General features: G+C 36.9%; 19 protein-coding genes, 5 tRNA genes and 1 riboswitch. Of the genes, 3 read left to right on the plus strand and 21 right to left on the minus strand.

Features of this window, described 5'->3' with window-relative positions; all coding sequences use genetic code 11:
- Window positions 1-286 precede the first annotated feature (286 nt).
- The 20 genes from rplL to hemC all read right to left on the minus strand — a co-directional run bounded on the left by rplL (window position 287) and on the right by hemC (window position 13,276).
- Window positions 287-655 carry a 50S ribosomal protein L7/L12 gene (gene rplL, locus OZX61_RS10855; RefSeq protein WP_195771591.1) on the minus strand — a complete coding sequence of 123 codons (369 nt, stop codon included), beginning with the start codon at window positions 653-655 and terminating at the stop codon, window positions 287-289.
- 42 nt (window positions 656-697) lie between these two features.
- Window positions 698-1,204 (minus strand): 50S ribosomal protein L10, encoded by a 507-nt coding sequence (gene rplJ / locus OZX61_RS10860; protein WP_195771590.1) that lies wholly within the window; start codon window positions 1,202-1,204, stop codon window positions 698-700.
- Window positions 1,205-1,449: 245 nt separating this feature from the next.
- On the minus strand, window positions 1,450-2,142 hold the full coding sequence (gene rplA, locus OZX61_RS10865) for a 50S ribosomal protein L1 (RefSeq protein WP_195771589.1): 693 nt from the start codon (window positions 2,140-2,142) through the stop codon (window positions 1,450-1,452).
- Window positions 2,143-2,146: 4 nt separating this feature from the next.
- Window positions 2,147-2,575 (minus strand): 50S ribosomal protein L11, encoded by a 429-nt coding sequence (gene rplK, locus OZX61_RS10870; protein ID WP_277094787.1) that lies wholly within the window; start codon window positions 2,573-2,575, stop codon window positions 2,147-2,149.
- 96 nt (window positions 2,576-2,671) lie between these two features.
- Window positions 2,672-3,205, minus strand: coding sequence for a transcription termination/antitermination protein NusG (gene nusG, locus OZX61_RS10875; RefSeq protein ID WP_195771587.1), 534 nt, complete (start codon window positions 3,203-3,205; stop codon window positions 2,672-2,674).
- Window positions 3,206-3,211: 6 nt separating this feature from the next.
- Window positions 3,212-3,652 carry a preprotein translocase subunit SecE gene (gene secE / locus OZX61_RS10880; RefSeq protein ID WP_195771586.1) on the minus strand — a complete coding sequence of 147 codons (441 nt, stop codon included), beginning with the start codon at window positions 3,650-3,652 and terminating at the stop codon, window positions 3,212-3,214.
- 76 nt (window positions 3,653-3,728) lie between these two features.
- Window positions 3,729-3,804 (minus strand) — tRNA-Trp (locus OZX61_RS10885).
- Window positions 3,805-3,850: 46 nt separating this feature from the next.
- Window positions 3,851-5,041, minus strand: a complete 1,191-nt coding sequence (gene tuf, locus OZX61_RS10890) for an elongation factor Tu (RefSeq protein ID WP_195771585.1) — start codon at window positions 5,039-5,041, stop codon at window positions 3,851-3,853.
- Between the two features lie 149 nt (window positions 5,042-5,190).
- Window positions 5,191-5,265 (minus strand) — tRNA-Thr (locus tag OZX61_RS10895).
- A 13-nt stretch (window positions 5,266-5,278) separates the two neighbouring features.
- A tRNA-Gly gene (locus OZX61_RS10900) sits at window positions 5,279-5,354 on the minus strand.
- A gap of 34 nt (window positions 5,355-5,388) precedes the next feature.
- Window positions 5,389-5,472, minus strand: a tRNA-Tyr gene (locus OZX61_RS10905).
- Window positions 5,473-5,529: 57 nt separating this feature from the next.
- Window positions 5,530-5,605 (minus strand) — tRNA-Thr (locus OZX61_RS10910).
- A 98-nt stretch (window positions 5,606-5,703) separates the two neighbouring features.
- Complete coding sequence (trpE, locus tag OZX61_RS10915; RefSeq protein WP_277094788.1) at window positions 5,704-7,197, minus strand: anthranilate synthase component I; 1,494 nt, start codon at window positions 7,195-7,197, stop codon at window positions 5,704-5,706.
- A 96-nt stretch (window positions 7,198-7,293) separates the two neighbouring features.
- The gene (locus OZX61_RS10920) at window positions 7,294-7,959 is read right to left on the minus strand and encodes a phosphoglycolate phosphatase (RefSeq protein ID WP_195771583.1); all 666 of its coding nucleotides are present in this window, start codon (window positions 7,957-7,959) and stop codon (window positions 7,294-7,296) included.
- A 54-nt stretch (window positions 7,960-8,013) separates the two neighbouring features.
- Entirely contained in the window at window positions 8,014-8,616 is a 603-nt protein-coding gene (locus OZX61_RS10925; protein WP_277094789.1) for an FHA domain-containing protein, read from the minus strand.
- A 232-nt stretch (window positions 8,617-8,848) separates the two neighbouring features.
- On the minus strand, window positions 8,849-9,172 hold the full coding sequence (locus OZX61_RS10930) for an H-NS histone family protein (protein WP_195771581.1): 324 nt from the start codon (window positions 9,170-9,172) through the stop codon (window positions 8,849-8,851).
- A gap of 325 nt (window positions 9,173-9,497) precedes the next feature.
- Complete coding sequence (locus OZX61_RS10935; protein ID WP_277094790.1) at window positions 9,498-10,697, minus strand: heme biosynthesis protein HemY; 1,200 nt, start codon at window positions 10,695-10,697, stop codon at window positions 9,498-9,500.
- Between the two features lie 11 nt (window positions 10,698-10,708).
- Window positions 10,709-11,581: a hypothetical protein gene (locus OZX61_RS10940; RefSeq protein ID WP_195771579.1), complete on the minus strand. Its 873-nt coding sequence runs from the start codon at window positions 11,579-11,581 to the stop codon at window positions 10,709-10,711.
- A complete protein-coding gene (locus OZX61_RS10945; RefSeq protein ID WP_277094791.1) occupies window positions 11,581-12,351 on the minus strand; it encodes a uroporphyrinogen-III synthase in 771 nt (256 codons plus the stop codon). The genes OZX61_RS10940 and OZX61_RS10945 overlap by 1 nt, the downstream gene beginning before the upstream one ends.
- 4 nt (window positions 12,352-12,355) lie before the next feature.
- Window positions 12,356-13,276 carry a hydroxymethylbilane synthase gene (hemC, locus tag OZX61_RS10950; protein ID WP_277094792.1) on the minus strand — a complete coding sequence of 307 codons (921 nt, stop codon included), beginning with the start codon at window positions 13,274-13,276 and terminating at the stop codon, window positions 12,356-12,358.
- 378 nt (window positions 13,277-13,654) lie between these two features.
- Here hemC and argH point away from each other — a divergent pair, with 378 nt between their 5' ends.
- Window positions 13,655-15,091 carry an argininosuccinate lyase gene (gene argH / locus OZX61_RS10955; protein WP_277094793.1) on the plus strand — a complete coding sequence of 479 codons (1,437 nt, stop codon included), beginning with the start codon at window positions 13,655-13,657 and terminating at the stop codon, window positions 15,089-15,091.
- A gap of 11 nt (window positions 15,092-15,102) precedes the next feature.
- Complete coding sequence (locus tag OZX61_RS10960) at window positions 15,103-15,372, plus strand: oxidative damage protection protein (RefSeq protein ID WP_277094794.1); 270 nt, start codon at window positions 15,103-15,105, stop codon at window positions 15,370-15,372.
- 249 nt (window positions 15,373-15,621) lie between these two features.
- On the opposite strand, the gene phoU is transcribed toward OZX61_RS10960, so the two are convergent.
- A complete protein-coding gene (phoU, locus tag OZX61_RS10965; protein WP_195771574.1) occupies window positions 15,622-16,344 on the minus strand; it encodes a phosphate signaling complex protein PhoU in 723 nt (240 codons plus the stop codon).
- Between the two features lie 365 nt (window positions 16,345-16,709).
- Between phoU and OZX61_RS10970 the strand changes: the two genes are divergently transcribed.
- Window positions 16,710-17,783: a hypothetical protein gene (locus OZX61_RS10970; RefSeq protein ID WP_277094795.1), complete on the plus strand. Its 1,074-nt coding sequence runs from the start codon at window positions 16,710-16,712 to the stop codon at window positions 17,781-17,783.
- A gap of 36 nt (window positions 17,784-17,819) precedes the next feature.
- Window positions 17,820-17,937, plus strand: a riboswitch (TPP riboswitch).
- Window positions 17,938-18,007: the final 70 nt, after the last annotated feature.

Below are 18,007 nucleotides of genomic sequence, written 5' to 3' on the forward strand. Positions count from 1 at the left end.
CTAAACCTGCCTGCAGTTCAGGTTTAGAAGGAATTACGCAGGCCGATATGGCCACCACTACTTACAAATGCTGCAAATGAGAGTGGTAATAAAACGCTTAACAATATTTTTAGAACGAAAAATATTGGTAAGCGTTTGAATTGTTTTGATTTTTTATCATTATTGCGATATATATCACAGTTCAATAAAAAACCGAGCCGATTATTGTAACGCAAAAAGGCTGATGACCCAAGAGCCATCAGCCATATCTGGAGTCAATTTTTTAACGATTGACTCCGGACGTAAATTACTTAAGTGTAACTGTAGCACCAGCTGCTTCAAGTTTCTTCTTAAGCTCTTCACCTTCTTCTTTGCTCACGCCTTCTTTAAGAACTTGTGGAGCACCTTCAACTAGATCTTTAGCTTCTTTCAGACCAAGACCAGTTGCTTCACGAACTGCTTTAATTACAGCAACTTTGTTAGCGCCAAAGCTTGTTAATTCAACATTGAATTCTGTTTGCTCTTCAGCAGCAGCAGCAGTGTCACCACCAGCAGCAACTGCAACAGCAGCAGCAGATACGTTGAATTTCTCTTCAAAAGCAGAGATTAAGTCAACAAGTTCAAGAACAGTTTTTTCAGCAACTGCGTTTAAAATTTCTTCGTTAGTTAAAGCCATGAGTATAACTCCAAATGGAAATTAAATGGTGTAGGTAATGGATTATGCAGCTTCTTGCTCGTTTTTCTCTTTGAGCGCTGTAAGTAAGCGACCCAATTTCGAAACTGGAGCTTGAAGAACGTTTGCAAGCATAGTAAGCGCTTTTTCTTGGTTTGGAAGATTTGCGATAACGCTAACTTCTGCACCTTGATAAACTTTACCGTCAAATGCGGCAGCTTTAAGTTCAAACGCTTTATTTGCTTTTGCAAAATCTTCGAACAAGCGTGCAGCTGCACCCATGTCGTCTTCAGAAGTTGAAAAACCGAGAATTGTTGGACCAACTAGGTTGTCACTTAAGATATCGAATTGAGTACCTTCAAGTGCACGTTTTGCTAGTGTGTTACGCACGATACGTGTTGAAACACCTAACTTACGAGCCTCAACACGAAGTTGAGTTAATTGCTCTACGTTTAAACCTTGGTAGTCAGCAACAACAGCAGAGAAAGCTTTGCTCGCAGTTTCGTTTACTTGAGCAACGATTTCTTTTTTGTTCTCTAATAGTAGAGCCACTGTAAAACCTCCTAAGGTGATTTATGTATTCTAAGAATACACTCCCAATTCGTAAGCCTTTCGACTTACACGCGGAGGATGAATAAATCACACCACCGCGTCTACGCAGGCTGAATTATTAAGAGAATTTCTTCTCGCCTGAGGTCTTTGACGCTAATAGGCTTTAACCTATCAATTCAAAGTCCACTCTAAAGATAGAGATAATCATCTTTATCTTTAGAGATTTAAGAATTCTGTTCTAACAATTAGTTAGATACGCTGTTTACATCAACAGTTACACCAGGACCCATTGTTGAGCTCAAAGTGATTTTTTTGATATATACGCCTTTAGAAGTCGCAGGTTTTGCTTTTTTCAAGTCAGCAACCAGTGCTTCTAAGTTTTGACGTACAGCTTCAACAGTAAAGCCAACTTGGCCAATACCAGCATGAATAATACCAGCTTTGTCTACACGGTAACGTGCTTGACCAGATTTAGCATTTTTAACTGCGGTAGCAACGTCAGGAGTTACTGTACCTACTTTAGGGTTTGGCATTAAACCACGTGGCCCTAAAATTGTACCTAACTTACCAACAACACGCATTGCATCAGGAGCAGCGATTACAACATCAAAGTCAAGATTACCTTTTTGAATGCTTTCAGCTAGGTCATCAAAACCAACAATGTCAGCGCCTTCAGCTTTAGCAGCTTCAGCAGCAGCACCTTGAGCAAATACAGCTACACGTACAGTTTTACCTGTACCTGCAGGTAAAGTTGTCGCACCACGTACAACTTGATCTGATTTACGTGGGTCAACACCTAGATTTACAGAAACATCTAATGATTCTTTAAATTTAGCTGCAGGGAAGCCATTAATTACTTCTACTGCTTCTTCCAAAGAGTAAACTTTGTTTGAATCAATAGCAGAAATCGCTTTTTGACGTTTAGTTAACTTTGCCATCTTATTACAGCTCCACTTCCAAGCCCATAGAACGTGCAGAACCAGCGATGGTACGAACACGTGCATCTAAGTCAGCACCAGTTAAATCAGGCTCTTTAGTCGTAGCAATTTCTTCTAATTGCGCACGAGTTAATTTACCAACTTTAGTTTTATGTGGCTCAGAAGAACCTTTTTGAATACCAGCAGCTTTCTTAAGAAGAATAGCAGCAGGTGGAGTTTTCATGATAAATGTAAATGATTTATCATTGTAAACTGTAATTACCACAGGAATTGGAAGACCTGGCTCAACTTTTTGTGTAGCAGCATTGAATTCTTTACAGAATGCCATGATGTTAACACCACGTTGACCTAGTGCAGGACCAATTGGTGGAGATGGATTTGCTTTACCAGCTGGGACTTGCAGCTTGATATAGCCGTCAATCTTTTTAGCCATTTTGAAATACCTCTGGGTAATAGCGCCGCTAGGCTCCCCAATGTTTGTTACATATAAATTGCCTATTTAATTAAATAGGCATTCGATCAAATTAAGTTAAATTGTTTTCTCAACTTGACGGAATTCAAGCTCAACTTGCGTTGGTCGATTAAATACATTAATCGTTAACGTCAAGCGAGATTTGTCATAGATAACCTCTTCCACAACACCTTTAAAGTCTGTGAATGGGCCATCGATAACCAATAATTCTTCACCAGGTTCAAACATCGTCTTAGGACGAGGTGCTTCACCTGTATTACGTACACGAGCTAAAATCGCATCTGCTTCTTTTTGGGTAATCGGCGCAGGTTTTTCTGGTGTTCCACCAATAAAACCAAGAACTTTTGGACATTCTTTTACAATATGCCAAGAATCGTCATCCATTTCCATTTCAATAAGCACGTAGCCTGGAAAGAATTTGCGTTCAGATTTACGCTTTTTACCATCCTTCATTTCAACGACTTCTTCAGTCGGAACTAGGACTTCACCAAAACTGTCGGCAACAGCACTTCGCTGAATTCGCTCTTTAAGTGAACGCATGACTTGTTTTTCATAACCTGAATAGGCATGAATAATGTACCAACGTTTCATAGCTTTCTACCCGATCATTAACTTTACTAACCAACCCAGCGCATAATCAAAGCACCATAGCACGATCGCAGCAACAATAATTACAAGTACAACTTGCCATGAGGTTGTTACTGTTTCTTGTTTAGTTGGCCAAGTGACTCGGCGTAGTTCTAATCGTGCATCTTTCAGCAAGCGAACAAAACCTTTGCCTTGGTGGGTGGCGTATAATAAACCTAAAGCTACAATGATACAAGCTAAAATCGCCCCAATTTGCACCCAAATATTGCTTGCTGGTGCCCAATATGCTGGAAGATATTGATTTACAAGAGAAGCTCCTATTAGCAAAATAATTGCTAAAACCCATAGAATAATATCCATAGGTGAGCCAGAACGCACAACTTCTGCTGCTGTATTTTTCTGAGGAATTGGCGCGTCGCTCAATGCGTCACGCGATTTATCATTCGACATGCTTTTACTCGTCGTAGAATTCGCGAATCATTATAAGGACAAAATAGCCAGCATCAAGCTTTAACTTTGAAATAAATGGCAGGCCAGGAGGGACTCGAACCCCCAACATTCGGTTTTGGAGACCGACGCTCTACCAATTGAACTACTAGCCTATAAAGTAAACCGAGAACCTACGTTCTCGGTTTAATATTTATTATATTACTGAATTACTTTAGAAACAACACCAGCACCTACAGTACGACCACCTTCACGAATCGCGAAGCGTAAGCCTGCGTCCATTGCGATTGGGTGGATCAATTCTACTGACATTTCAACGTTGTCACCTGGCATAACCATTTCAACGCCTTCTTTCAACTGGATTGCACCAGTTACGTCAGTTGTACGGAAATAGAACTGTGGACGGTAACCATTTAAGAATGGAGTATGACGACCACCTTCTTCTTTCGCAAGTACATATACTTCTGCGTCGAATTTAGTGTGTGGCTTAATTGCACCTGGCTTAGCCAATACTTGACCACGTTGTACGTCTTCACGCTTAGTACCACGTAAAAGAACACCACAGTTCTCGCCTGCACGACCTTCGTCTAGCAGTTTACGGAACATTTCAACGCCAGTTACAGTTGTTTTAACCGTGTCTTTAATACCAACGATTTCAACTTCTTCACCAACTTTTACAATACCTGATTCTACACGGCCAGTTACAACTGTACCACGACCAGAAATTGAGAATACATCTTCGATTGGCATTAAGAATGCTTTATCGATAGCACGCTCTGGCTCAGGAATGTAAGAGTCTAACGCTTCTACTAGAGCAATTACTGCAGATTCGCCATACTCACCTTGGTCACCATTAAGTGCAGCTAATGCTGAACCACGGATTACAGGAGTGTCATCACCAGGGAAGTCGTAAGAAGAAAGAAGTTCACGAACTTCCATTTCTACTAATTCAAGTAACTCTTCATCATCAACAAGGTCACACTTGTTTAAGAATACGATGATGAAAGGTACACCTACCTGACGAGAAAGAAGGATGTGTTCACGAGTTTGTGGCATAGGACCGTCAGTCGCAGCACATACAAGGATCGCACCGTCCATCTGAGCAGCACCAGTGATCATGTTTTTAACATAATCGGCGTGTCCTGGGCAGTCTACGTGAGCGTAGTGACGAGTTGGAGAATCATATTCTACGTGAGATGTATTAATTGTAATACCACGAGCTTTTTCTTCAGGCGCAGAGTCGATTGCTGCGTAATCTTTAGCTTCACCGCCATAAGTTTTCGCACAGATTGTTGCGATAGCAGCTGTTAAAGTTGTTTTACCATGGTCAACGTGACCAATTGTTCCCACGTTTACGTGTGGTTTATTACGTTCAAACTTGGCTTTAGCCATGATGATCATCCTCGTTCACATCGAATAAAACACTGAAAAACTCAGCACATCGACATATCGCCTAAAAATTAGACACCCAATACTTTAAAAGCAGACTAATAAGCCTGCTTTCTTAAGAAGTGTAGTTAAAACTACTAAACTGTAAAATCTGGAGCTCTTATCGAGATTTGAACTCGAGACCTCTCCCTTACCAAGGGAGTGCTCTACCACTGAGCTATAAGAGCGATACTACTTCGATGGAGCGGGAGACGAGGGTCGAACTCGCGACATGCAGCTTGGAAGGCTGCCGCTCTACCAACTGAGCTACTCCCGCATGTTGGTATAATTACCACTTCATTCGAAGTTAATGGTGGTGGGAGAAGGATTCGAACCTTCGAAACTTTCGTAGCGGAGTTACAGTCCGCCCCCTTTGACCGCTCGGGAATCCCACCTTATCACACTTACTTGGTAGTGCAGTCCTTTACTTCTGCTTTAAAACAACTTTAAAATGGTGCCGACACTCGGATTCGAACTGAGGACCTACTGATTACAAGTCAGTTGCTCTACCAACTGAGCTATGTCGGCGTTTTAAGTTGTTTCGTACATTTCGTATCGGAACGGTGTGCAGTTTAGCAAAACTTCAAAATGATGCAAGCACTTTTTTAAAAAAAGTGCAAAAAAACTTATAAAATCAATCCATTTGATGATAATTCAACCGCTTTGATCACTGCGCGAGCTTTTATTTGCGTTTCATTCCACTCTGCTTCCGGATTTGAGTCTGCAACAAGACCTGCTCCAGCTTGAACATATACCCGATTTTCTCGAATAACGCATGTTCTAATGGCAATAGACATGTCCATTTCCCCATGCCAGCCTAGATAACCCACTGCTCCACCAAAAATTCCACGTTTTACAGGTTCAACTTCATCAATAATTTGCATTGCTCTCACTTTTGGTGCACCTGAAAGCGTTCCTGCTGGGAATGTTGCTTTAAACACATCCAATGCATCTACATCATCATTCACTTCACCTTGAACATTCGAGACGATATGCATGACATGTGAATATCGTTCTACAATCATTTTATCAGTTACTTTAACTTTACCTGTTTTTGAAACACGTCCAACATCGTTACGCCCAAGATCAATGAGCATGAGATGCTCAGCAATCTCTTTTTCATCTGCAAGAAGCTCTTTTTCCAACATTAGGTCTTCTTCTGCTGTCTTACCACGAGGGCGAGTACCAGCAAGCGGACGTACTGTTGCAATTCCATTTTCTAAACGCGATAAAATTTCAGGCGAAGAACCGACAATATGAAATGGCTTTTTATCTTGGATAGTATGGCCTTGAACTAAAAATAGATAAGGCGAAGGGTTTAAATGACGTAACGCACGATAAACTTGTAAAGGCTCTCCATCAAAATCTGATACCATTCGGTGCCCAGGTACAACCTGCATCACATCTCCAGCACGAATGTACTCTTTTACTTTTTCTACAGAAGCTTTGTATGCTTCCTCACCAGTTAAAGAATGAAATTTAGGAAATGTATGTGGTTTTGTTTTAAGACGTATAGGAGTATCGAGTAAATCTTCTAAACGATTTAATTTGTTTTGTGCATCTTCATATGTTTCACCATTTTCAATATCTACATGTGCAATTAAAAATAATGTATCTTTGAGATTATCAAACACAATAACTGTTTTTGAAAGCATCATCCAAATATCAGGAAGACCAACAGGATCAGCCTCTGGCGCCATACCTTTAAGGTGTGGTTCAATATATCTTACCGCATCATATCCAAAGTACCCGACAAGTCCGCCAGTAAAATTGGGTAATTCAGGCAATTGTTGTTGCGTAGGAACTTTAAACTGACTTTGAAAGTCGCGAATGAACTGATAAGGATCTACATTTTCTTCTGTGGAAATACTTCCATCTTCAGATTGAATGTCAAGAATTCCATTATTACACGAAAAAATAGTAGATTCACCCAAACCAATAATTGAATATCTTGCCCATGTTTCTCCACCTTCAACAGATTCTAGGAGATAAGAAGGTGTATTTTTATCTAAACGGGCAAAAACTGATAACGGTGTATCTGCATCTGCAAAACGCTGTCTATAAACAGGAATTACATTAAAGCCTTGCTGTGTCAGTTGCTCAAAAATTTCTTTATTCATCGTATTACTCACTTTATTTATTCATTCAAAAATATAAATTTATAGTGAGCAACGCCATCGTAAGCACAACCTTAAACACATAAAACAATCCTATTTTCAGTTATTCAACAATTGAGTTAAGTTATCAATGACTTCTTGAGGGTGACTATCATAAATACTTTCGCCATGATTATAACCATAACTCATAATAATACAGTCAATTTGTGCAGCACGTGCTGCTTTAATATCATTCTTTGAGTCACCTATCATCAAAACATGCTTTGATTGAATTGCAAAATTTTCTATCGCATACAATAAAGGCATCGGAGAGGGTTTCTTCTCACTTAAGCTATCACCACCAATGACTAATGGAAAGTATTGAATTAAATTAAGTTGAGTCAAAATTTTAATCGCCAGTAATTTAGGCTTATTTGTAACACAAGCCATCTTAAGATGTCTTGCTCGACACACTTCAAGAAATTCAATAACACCTGAAAAGATACCACTATATATACAAAAATCTTTTTCATAGTATTTTAAGTAGTAGGCACATAGGACTTCAGGTGAAATGAATGTACACTCCATAGAAGCTAAAACAGTTCTACATAGTTTTTCACTGCCCTCACCTACCCAAACTCGAATTTGTGATTCTTGAACTAAAGGGAGATTGAAATGCGTCAGTGCCTGATTCATTGCACCAGTGATATCTTTTACTGTATCGACCAATGTACCATCTAAATCAAATAAAATGCATTGACGCTCATCTAGTTTCGCTATGGTCATTGTGAACTCCTATAAAAAAAGCATGCCTAAGCATGCTTTTAAATTCTACTGTAACTACTTAAATAGAAACCATAATAGCAATGCAACAAATAAGATCACCACAATTGTAATTAAACCAACAGAAGCATTTTTCTTAGTTTCATGATTTTCGGGCATACTCACTGAGTTTGAGTCAACTGAAGATTGCTTTGAAGCGACTGACTCTTTAGCGTGTACATCAGCACCTTCTGGAATAGGTGGTGGCTGAGGTACTTCAATATTTTGTGGTATTCCATCTTTAGATAAAGGTGTTTCTTTTGCACGCTCAGCCAATGATGGCATACCTTCATCAACTACTTTTTCTTCTAATACCGCTTTACTAGCTACATCTTCAACGAAAAGTATAAATTGCAAGGTGGCAAATTGAATCGTATCTTGGTCTTTTAAAGCTGTTTGCGCTGTAATTTTATTTCCATTCACATAAGTCCCATTCGAAGACTGAAGGTCCTCTAACCACAATGTTTGGTTTTTTATATAAAAAGCTGCATGTTTACGTGAAATTTCAGAAGACTGTAAGATGAGTCCACAACTTTGATGACGCCCAACAAGAGTATCTTCCTGAACATTGAATTCACTATTATTCAACTCACTTGAAAGAGCTTTTAGTGTCCATTTCATACTCAATATCTCTATTTAAACTTATTTTTCATAGGATAGCATGTTTCTATATATTATATAGATCAATGATATTAACTAAAATCCTTTTCAGTTAATAGATACCCGTATTATTAAACATACCTTTCTGTCTATTATTCGATACAAAAAAATATTTAATTAATTTCTTATAATCTATAAATTTTATTTTATAAATAGGAAGCCTATATTTATAAGCTTCCTATAGAATATTATCTTAGATTAGAAAGTCTTCTAATTTTGCACCTTTTGCTAACTCAGCCACCAACCAGCGTGGTTGCTTACCACGACCCGTCCATGTTTGCTCAGTATTATTATAGTTGCGATAGCGCGGTTCAACAGTTTTACGTGTTGTAACCTTACGTTTTTGCGCGCCATATTCTAAAACTTCTTCAACAGAAAGATCTAATGATGATGCGATATCAATGATTTGCTGATAAGCATCTTGAATCGCTTTATCTTTTTTTGTCGCAATTAATGCTTCAGCTTCTTGTTGTAAATGTTTTAGTTCATCCACACTTAATGTACTAATATCTTGCACTTAAATTTCTCCCAAAATAAAAATTAATATTTAAATGTATCGAATACGCGAATAATAATAAATTATAATAAATAAGTATACAGTGTAAAAGACACAATATCATTAAAACCATACTAATAGATAATATATATTAGTATTTTCATTAAGAAATAATCGATACGTTGTGAGACATTAATTCAATATTCACTTATTTAGTAACGATTATTTCACCTTATTAAAATTAAATCATACGAAGATTTAGTAATAAATAGTGTATAAAAAAGCACAATCATTATACAAAAATAAGTTTCAACTGATTGGTCTTTACTATTCTATACTATAAAACTTAAATATTTATTTTTATAAAATTTGTATTCTTTTCAAATACTTGATTTAGATCATTTAATAATGATGTATTCCCGTAAATTGATGATTTAACACGCAAATAGCTTATTAGAATATGATCGGGATATTGATCCAGTAATGCATTTGCCTGTTCATAGCGTTGAGTTTCTTGGAACAAATGCCATTTAATAAAATTAAAGATTGGCATATTGGGATATTTAACCTCCCAAGCGTTCACTTTACGCTCAACTTCATCGTATTTATTGTATGAGTTTTTCACTTTTTGTTCAAACCACATCAAAAAAACCTCTTGGTCGAACATCTCATCTAATAATTGTGTTGCAAGATATTCATATTCTTCTTCCATATTTGGTAAGCGCATTAAAACCTTCAGCCATAGAATTTTATTTTGGCGTACGGTGTCATCAATATAATCCGTTTTTAAATCGAAATAACGTAATTGAAGTTTTTCTAAATGGTCAGGGGTAGACTGCTCGAAAGTCTTTAAAATTTGTATTAGCCAGCTATTATTTGCTTCTGGTGTTAAATTTCCATAAGCTTTTGCATATAAGTACAACCATGGAAACTTGCTTGCAAACTCTCCCCAAAGGTATGCTAAATATGCCTGATAGCTAGACTCTATTTCTTTTAACCATGAGGTTTCAACCTGTTTATTAGACAATAGATCTAAATAAGCAAATGCATCTACCCCTTGACCTTCATCTAAATAAATTCTAATACGTTGTAATGTTGCTAATTCAAAAACAGCACTCGGTGTTTGATCCAGTACAGCTAAGGCCTCACTAAAGTGTCCTTCTTGTCTTAAAAAAGCCGCACGCATAATTTCATTGAGTAAGATGGAAGGTGCAAAAATATTTTCAATAACGTCTTTTTTATCTTTTTCCGCAGACAGTAACCACAAAACACCCAATTTCTCATAAGGATGAAGCGCTAAAAATTCTGCAATATCATGTTTTTTACGTTTATGTGCATAAAAGTATTTTCTTACACCATATGCAATCATTTGAATAGATAAGCTTATAAACCATATAAGAATAAAAAGCCCGAAGACCGAAGTCTGTACTTCCATATGGCTAAACAAAATATAGACATATCCTGTCTCTGTACCAAAGCTAGATAAAATACAAAATATGATAAGTACGATGAGAATAAGAATATAGGATAATAAAATTTTCTTCATTTATTGTTATCCTAATTCAATAATGTGGGTGTATGTAGTTTTGGCGTAGTATCAAAAGAAATTTTCTTCGCAATTTCTAACTGTTCACGCAGAGTATCCTGATTAAAACGCGGTGCCTGTTTCATAAGCAACAAAACTTCATCAATACTGGTGGTATAATCATCATACTGCCCCATATTCAATTGTTGATTTGCAAGAAGCAATCTTAATTGAATTTCTTTTACAACCAACCTTTGGCTGACTAAATCAGTACTCATCTGATTCAAAGGCTGTATGGATATAAGTTTTTCTACAAAACTTTTTTGCTGTGGAGGTTGATAACTTTCCACACCTTTGTCTAACAATTCTAAAAGCTCTTGATCGACCTGTGAAAGTAATTTATTGGCATAATTTAATTGTGCTTGCTGATGACGATCAAAGGCTTCAATTTGCTGTTGATCTGTCATTAAAGATGTATACAAGCTTTGTTTTAAAGCTGGAGAAATATTATAGCGATCTAGGCTTTGTATAAGCTGTTGTAAATGCTCAAGTGCATAAGTACGTTGTTGTTGATTTAAAGCAAATTGAACCAATTCTAATGCTTGCTGAATAGGTAAAATAGGGTTAATTAAAGATTGATGACTTTCAGATGAACTCGTGCCATGTTCATTTATCTTTTCTTTTGTTGTCGTGACTATTGGTTTATTTTTATGATCATCCCCTACCACTTGCGGTATTCTTTGAGCAGCGACCATTTGATCATTGACATGATTAATTGATTGCTCTGTTCGGGTAACCTGAGATCTCAGACCATCAATCGCTTGAACATACTGTTGCTGATCGTAGGTTAATTTAGATATCCATAAAAAACTTACCACCAAAAGCCCCAGACACCATTTATTCATTACTTTTCCTGCTGTGGGTACATCATAAGACGACCTAACTCATCTGCTTTTAAACTTGAAATTAAAGATATATTAGGCAGAGCAATACTTTTAGCAACAATTGTATAAACCCTTGCACCCAACACCAGATAATGACATTTATATAGTATGTTTATGTCTTTGCTGAATAAATTAAGCCAGTAATGCCAACTTGCCTCGCTACTTATACAAACATAAATTTTTTCATGATACTGTTTTAATATTTCAGCAACATGTTGAGAACTCGTAACTGTACTCTGAGGAAGACCTCTTTCATATAAAATCATATTAAGAATATGAATATTTTTCTGTGCCAGATGATCCATCATAAACTGACGTCCACCTTCACCTCGCCAAAAAGCAATGCAATTTATCTCTAATTCTTTAAGTATAGGAAGTGCCAACATGCCTTCAGACGTCTCTACATCTGGCACATGTACTTGTAATCCTATTTGATGAAACACTTCTGCAGTTTTCTCTCCTACAGCAATCCAATGTAGTTTATTTAGGTCATTAAATTCATAGCCTAATTGTTCTAAGTATTTTAATCCAATATTTGCTGCTGTAGGACTCACAACAACTACGACCTGCGCTTGAGTAGACATTATCTCAAACTGTTCAGATAGCACCAAAGAGAGATCTATTGGCTTCAATGCCAATAGTGGAAGCTCAAGTACTTCTATACCAAAGTGCTTTATACCCTTGGTCAGTGGCTCTGCCCTTTCAACAGGTCGTGTATTAATAAATAACATTAAATTATAAATGAAGATCTTTTAGTAATGGCCCTGCACCCAGTGCAAGCAAATCTTTTGCCAATTGCTGACCAATTTCAATTGCGTGCTCAGGATTACCTTGTATCTTTGCCTTTAGTAGCGTTTTACCATCTACACTTCCCACTCTACCTTCCATTGAAACTTGCCCATTTAGTAAAGTTGCATAGCCTGCTATAGGAATCTGACAACCTCCCTCTAAATATGCATTGAAAGCACGCTCTGCACGTACACATACTTCCGTTTCAAAATGTTTTAAAGGTTCAATTAATGCAAGTACATCTTGATCGTTTACTCTACACTCTAAACCAAGTGCTCCCTGACCTACCGCAGGTAAACTCACAATAGGATCAAGACCATGACGAATACGCTCATGTAATTCTAAACGCTTTAATCCTGCACTGGCTAAGATAATCCCATCATATAGACCACTGTCTAACTTAGATAATCTTGTACCAACATTGCCTCTTAGATCTTTAATTACTAGGTCTGGACGATGATTCAAAATTTGACACTTACGGCGTAAGCTTGATGTACCAACGACTGCACTTTGAGGTAATTGATCAAAGCTCTCATAGTGATTTGATACAAATGCATCGAACGGATCTTCTCTTTCACAAATTACGGGTAAATCGAGACCATCAGGCAATTGCATAGGTACATCTTTAATAGAATGTACAGCAAGGTCAGCACGACCATCAAATAATGCCTGCTCTAACTCCTTTACAAATAATCCTTTACCACCAATTTTAGCAAGAGGAGTATCTAAAATTTTATCGCCTTGCGTTACAAAGGTGACTAACTCCACTTTTAATGCTGTATGTAATTTTTCTAATCTTGCTTTAATATGTTCTGCTTGCCATAAAGCCAATGGACTTTGACGTGTCGCAATTCTTAATGTTTTCATGAGCTACCAGTAACAATTTAAATTTAAGCCTAAACTTAACGCGATTCAAAAAAAAAGCAAGTTGAATCACTCAAGTTTTATCTATAACAAGTATCGAATGAACAAATCATAAAATAATTCATTTTAAGAACAATATATTAATAACAGAAATCGTCCAACAAATTTTCTTCCAAAAAGCCAGCAACAGCCAAGTGGCAAAAATAATTTCTAATTATTATTTTATGCTGAATTTAAGCTGTATTACCAAGTTATTAGTATTTATCTATGCAAAGCTTCACTAGAGTCTTTATCCTATATATGAGATAAATAACTATAAACCTATATTTATATAGGAAAGAGCCTTAAAATAAGTCTATCAACTATTGTAATAGAGCGACTATGAGTACATCTTCAAATCATTCAAGCACACCTTTATCTCAAACTTCTGGTATGTGGGGCGGACGCTTTTCTGAAGCGACAGACGCTTTTGTTGCAGAATTTACAGCATCTGTTCAATTTGACCAACGTTTTTACAAGCAAGATATTGCTGGTTCAATTGCACATGCAACGATGCTTGCAAAAGTTGGCGTACTCACAGACCAAGAACGTGACGAAATTATTCACGGTTTAACAAATATTCAAACAGAGATTGAGTCTGGAAAGTTTGAGTGGCGCATAGACCTTGAAGATGTTCATATGAATATCGAATCTCGCCTAACACAGCTCATTGGTATTACAGGTAAAAAACTACATACAGGACGTAGCCGTAATGACCAAGTTGCCACAGATATTCGTCTATACTTACGCGACGAAATCGATGCTGTTTTAAGTACACTGAAACGTCTACAGCTAGGTATATTAACGCTCGCATCAAAACATACACATACAATTATGCCTGGCTTTACTCATTTACAAACAGCTCAACCAGTCACTTTTAGTCATCATTTAATGGCTTGGTTCGAGATGTTAGTACGTGATACCGAACGCTTACAAGACTGTCGTAAACGTGTAAACCGTATGCCTTTAGGTTCTGCTGCGCTTGCAGGGACAACTTACCCAATCGATCGCGCTTATACTGCTGAATTACTAGGCTTTGATGAGGTATCAGAAAATTCACTTGATGCTGTTTCTGATCGCGATTTTGCTATTGAGTTTAATGCTGCTGCATCTTTAATTATGATGCACTTGTCACGTATGTCAGAAGAATTAATCCTTTGGACATCCGCACAATTTAAATTTGTTCAAATTCCAGATCGTTTCTGTACAGGCTCTTCAATTATGCCTCAAAAGAAAAACCCAGATGTTCCTGAATTGGTTCGTGGTAAGTCTGGTCGTGTATTTGGAGATTTAATTAGCTTACTTACACTTATGAAAGGTCAACCATTGGCTTATAACAAAGATAACCAAGAAGACAAAGAACCGTTATTTGATGCTATTGATACTGTTCGTGGTTGCCTCATGTCATTTGCAGATATGATTCCAGCATTAATACCGAATATCGAATCTATGCGTGAAGCTGCACTTCGTGGTTTTTCTACTGCAACAGATCTTGCAGACTACTTAGTGAAAAAAGGTGTACCTTTCCGTGATTCACACGAAATTGTGGGTAAAACTGTTGCACTTGCAGTTGAAGAAGATAAGGACTTGTCTGAGCTCAGTCTCGAACAATTACAACAGTTCTCTTCACTTATTGAAGCAGATGTTTTCGATAAAGCACTCACTTTAGAAGCATCTGTAAGTGCACGTGACCATATTGGTGGCACAGCGCCAAAACAAGTAGAAGCAGCTATCACACGTGCACATACACGCATTGAAGCTTTATACGCAACGAAATAAGAGGGTTTAAAATGGCACGTCAAGTTTTTTGCCAGAAGTATCAAAAAGAAATGGATGGGCTCGATTTTGCTCCCTTTCCAGGAGTAAAAGGCGAGTTCTTTTTCGAAAATATTTCTAAACAAGCATGGCAAGAATGGCTTCAACATCAAACCACCCTCATTAATGAGAAGCGTTTAAATGTGTTTGAACCCGAATCAAAAAAATTTCTAGAAGAGCAAAGAGAAAAGTTTTTTTCAAATGATGAAACTATAGAAAAAGCTGAAGGTTGGAAACCAGAATAATTTGTATATAAAAAATAGGGAGTTAGATATTTCTCCCTATTTTTCTCATTTAATGATAATTACATACTATTACAAACAACGCTTATAAAAACACATATCCTTACAAGAAGCTTAAAGACAGATTCCTGTATTTTTCATATGATTTATCACATAGAGAGACACTAACTCTCGTAACATAACAAATATGTAAGTTATTGGTCCCAAATCTCCCCCAAGGTTTGGGATTTTTTTTATCTTTCGCTTTCGTATCTAATCATCATGTACTTTCTTCTCAATCTCATCCATGCTCGCATGACGAACATCTAATCCTTTCACAATGTAAATTACCTGTTCAGCAATATTACGTGCATGATCCCCTATACGCTCTAATGAACGTAGTACCCAAAGCACATTTAAAACACGAGATATCTGACGTGCATCTTCAATCATATAAGTCATAAGTGTACGCGTTGCTGCTTGATATTCACGATCGGTATCTACATCTGCACGTAATACTTTCAGCGCCTGCTCGGTATCTAATCTAGCGAACGCATCTAATGCTTCATGAATCATCACACGAACTTGATTTCCAATATGACGTGCTTCCATAAAGCCATAAGAATTACTTCTTTCTTCACTCAAACTTTGTGAAATCGTTGCAATCTTATTTGCTTCATCTCCAATACGCTCTAAATCAGTATTGGCTTTACTCATGGCAATAACCATACGTAAATCAATTGCAGCAGGATGACGACGTGCAAGAATAATAGTTAAGCACTCATCAATCTCTCGCTCTAAACGATTTACTGTTGTCTCTGTGTACTGAACATCTATCGCTAAAGCAATATCATTGTCTAACAATGAATGCATTGCATCAGTAACTTGCTGTTCAATGAGTCCCCCCATAGACATAAATTTTGCATTTGCTTCTTGTAACTCCTCATTAAACTGAGAAGAAATGTGATGTGCCAGCATTGGATTTTTTACACTCAAGAGGGGTATCTCCAAAAAAAATTAAAACACATTAAGTACAACACACTAAACTTAATATTTAATGACAAACATCACAATTACAAAACATGCTTATCCATTATTTATACATTTATAAATAATTCAAATTGTTTATTGTTACAATTGTTATGTTATGTGAAAATAATTCTCTCATAGAATTGTTAAAGTAATTTTATATTTTTCAATTCTTTTACTAAAAGGCTGTATTCATTTACAGTTTTCTCGGCTGAAAAAATACATAATATTATCTAGATCGACCTGTAGATTCTACAGATAAAAATCGAGATTTAGATAAGGATTACTATGCAGGTTACAACTATATGAGAGAAAGACTTGTCTTCATATTCATGATAGTTTGTTCATTACTCAGTGGTTGCCAACAAGAAAGTCACCCATCCTACCCTAAAGAGCGGCAAGATCATAAAACTTCATCGATACAAAGTCCATGCACCTACTTAAGACAAGATATACAGCATATTGACAATCGAAGTACAGTGGAAGCACTAAAAGAAGTTAACTTTCGTCTTAAACAATGTTTACCTCAATTTAGTATGAATGATCGTACCTTACTCATTTATGCCACGACAGCCATGTATCAGCGCTTTTTATTTGTAGACCGAACACCAGATCAACAACAGTATTTTGAGCAATATGCAATAAATACAAGTAGTTACCCAACCTTACAACAGAGCTATGAATCTCGTTTTTCTAAGCGAGATCAATATCTTATAGAACATCAAAGTAATGCTGCATATTATGAGTTATACGATGCAGGAAATAACTTAACGAAATATCGCAGACAACCTGACTACTTAAAAGATATTTTTGCACCCTTTTTACCTGCTGCAGAACAAATGTTTATTATTAATTTAGCAAAACAAAATAGACAACCAGTAATTTCAAATAATACCTTTAATTTAACATGGCAAGAAATTGCAGATCGTGCACAATTTTGGGAAAGCTATACCATTTCTTATCCAAATAGTATCTTTTTTGAAGATGCTCAGCGCCTTAAGTTTGCCTATACACGCTTTTTATTTCATGGTTTGCCGAATATGCCTATTTCAACCAATTATGAGGGAGAAGAAAATATTCATCCTGAAGCATTACAAGAAATTAAAGGCCTTGCAGCAAATGGACATTCTCAGCTCTCAGAGCGTGCAGTAAAATTCTTAAAATTCATTGAAATTCCTATAGCAACGCGTGATGCAAAGTTTCCAATAGAGCTCAGCCCTGTAGAACAACGCTCTAAGCGTGCTGAAACCATTAAAGACATGAAACAGTTAGATCAATATATTGGTCTATATGATCCATTAAGTTTTGATAGCACACACATTAATCGAGATTGTTTCAGTGATTCTATTTGTGTAACCCATCTAGGAAATATTTCAAGTAGCTTTGCGACAAAACAAGAGTTTTAAATTTACCCAACTCTTTAAAACGTGCTAGTCTTTGAACACCGCTTGACGGAGCGCGAGTAATGACTCGCTGAGATCACCTAAGTTTAACTTAAAGGTGAGTACCGTTGAACCTGATCAGGTTAATACCTGCGTAGGAATCAAGCCACCTCAAACTTATGCCCTATTTATTCTTTTATTAGGATACATCCGTCACCGTTTTTGGTTGAGCTTGATTCGTTGATTTT

Source organism: Acinetobacter sp. ESL0695 (assembly GCF_029392135.1).
GTDB lineage: Bacteria > Pseudomonadota > Gammaproteobacteria > Pseudomonadales > Moraxellaceae > Acinetobacter > Acinetobacter pollinis.

What these genes read in the sequence shown, in the direction of transcription:
- OZX61_RS10925 (WP_277094789.1), bottom strand. Translation starts at nt 8,616, where the DNA reads ATGAAATGGACACTAAAAGCTCTTTCAAGTGAGTTGAATAATAGTGAA.
- rplL (WP_195771591.1), bottom strand. Translation starts at nt 655, where the DNA reads ATGGCTTTAACTAACGAAGAAATTTTAAACGCAGTTGCTGAAAAAACT.
- secE (WP_195771586.1), bottom strand. Translation starts at nt 3,652, where the DNA reads ATGTCGAATGATAAATCGCGTGACGCATTGAGCGACGCGCCAATTCCT.
- nusG (WP_195771587.1), bottom strand. Translation starts at nt 3,205, where the DNA reads ATGAAACGTTGGTACATTATTCATGCCTATTCAGGTTATGAAAAACAA.
- argH (WP_277094793.1), top strand. Translation starts at nt 13,655, where the DNA reads ATGAGTACATCTTCAAATCATTCAAGCACACCTTTATCTCAAACTTCT.
- tuf (WP_195771585.1), bottom strand. Translation starts at nt 5,041, where the DNA reads ATGGCTAAAGCCAAGTTTGAACGTAATAAACCACACGTAAACGTGGGA.
- hemC (WP_277094792.1), bottom strand. Translation starts at nt 13,276, where the DNA reads ATGAAAACATTAAGAATTGCGACACGTCAAAGTCCATTGGCTTTATGG.
- OZX61_RS10920 (WP_195771583.1), bottom strand. Translation starts at nt 7,959, where the DNA reads ATGACCATAGCGAAACTAGATGAGCGTCAATGCATTTTATTTGATTTA.
- trpE (WP_277094788.1), bottom strand. Translation starts at nt 7,197, where the DNA reads ATGAATAAAGAAATTTTTGAGCAACTGACACAGCAAGGCTTTAATGTA.
- OZX61_RS10935 (WP_277094790.1), bottom strand. Translation starts at nt 10,697, where the DNA reads ATGAAGAAAATTTTATTATCCTATATTCTTATTCTCATCGTACTTATC.
- OZX61_RS10940 (WP_195771579.1), bottom strand. Translation starts at nt 11,581, where the DNA reads ATGAATAAATGGTGTCTGGGGCTTTTGGTGGTAAGTTTTTTATGGATA.
- OZX61_RS10960 (WP_277094794.1), top strand. Translation starts at nt 15,103, where the DNA reads ATGGCACGTCAAGTTTTTTGCCAGAAGTATCAAAAAGAAATGGATGGG.
- OZX61_RS10945 (WP_277094791.1), bottom strand. Translation starts at nt 12,351, where the DNA reads ATGTTATTTATTAATACACGACCTGTTGAAAGGGCAGAGCCACTGACC.
- OZX61_RS10970 (WP_277094795.1), top strand. Translation starts at nt 16,710, where the DNA reads ATGATAGTTTGTTCATTACTCAGTGGTTGCCAACAAGAAAGTCACCCA.
- rplK (WP_277094787.1), bottom strand. Translation starts at nt 2,575, where the DNA reads ATGGCTAAAAAGATTGACGGCTATATCAAGCTGCAAGTCCCAGCTGGT.
- rplA (WP_195771589.1), bottom strand. Translation starts at nt 2,142, where the DNA reads ATGGCAAAGTTAACTAAACGTCAAAAAGCGATTTCTGCTATTGATTCA.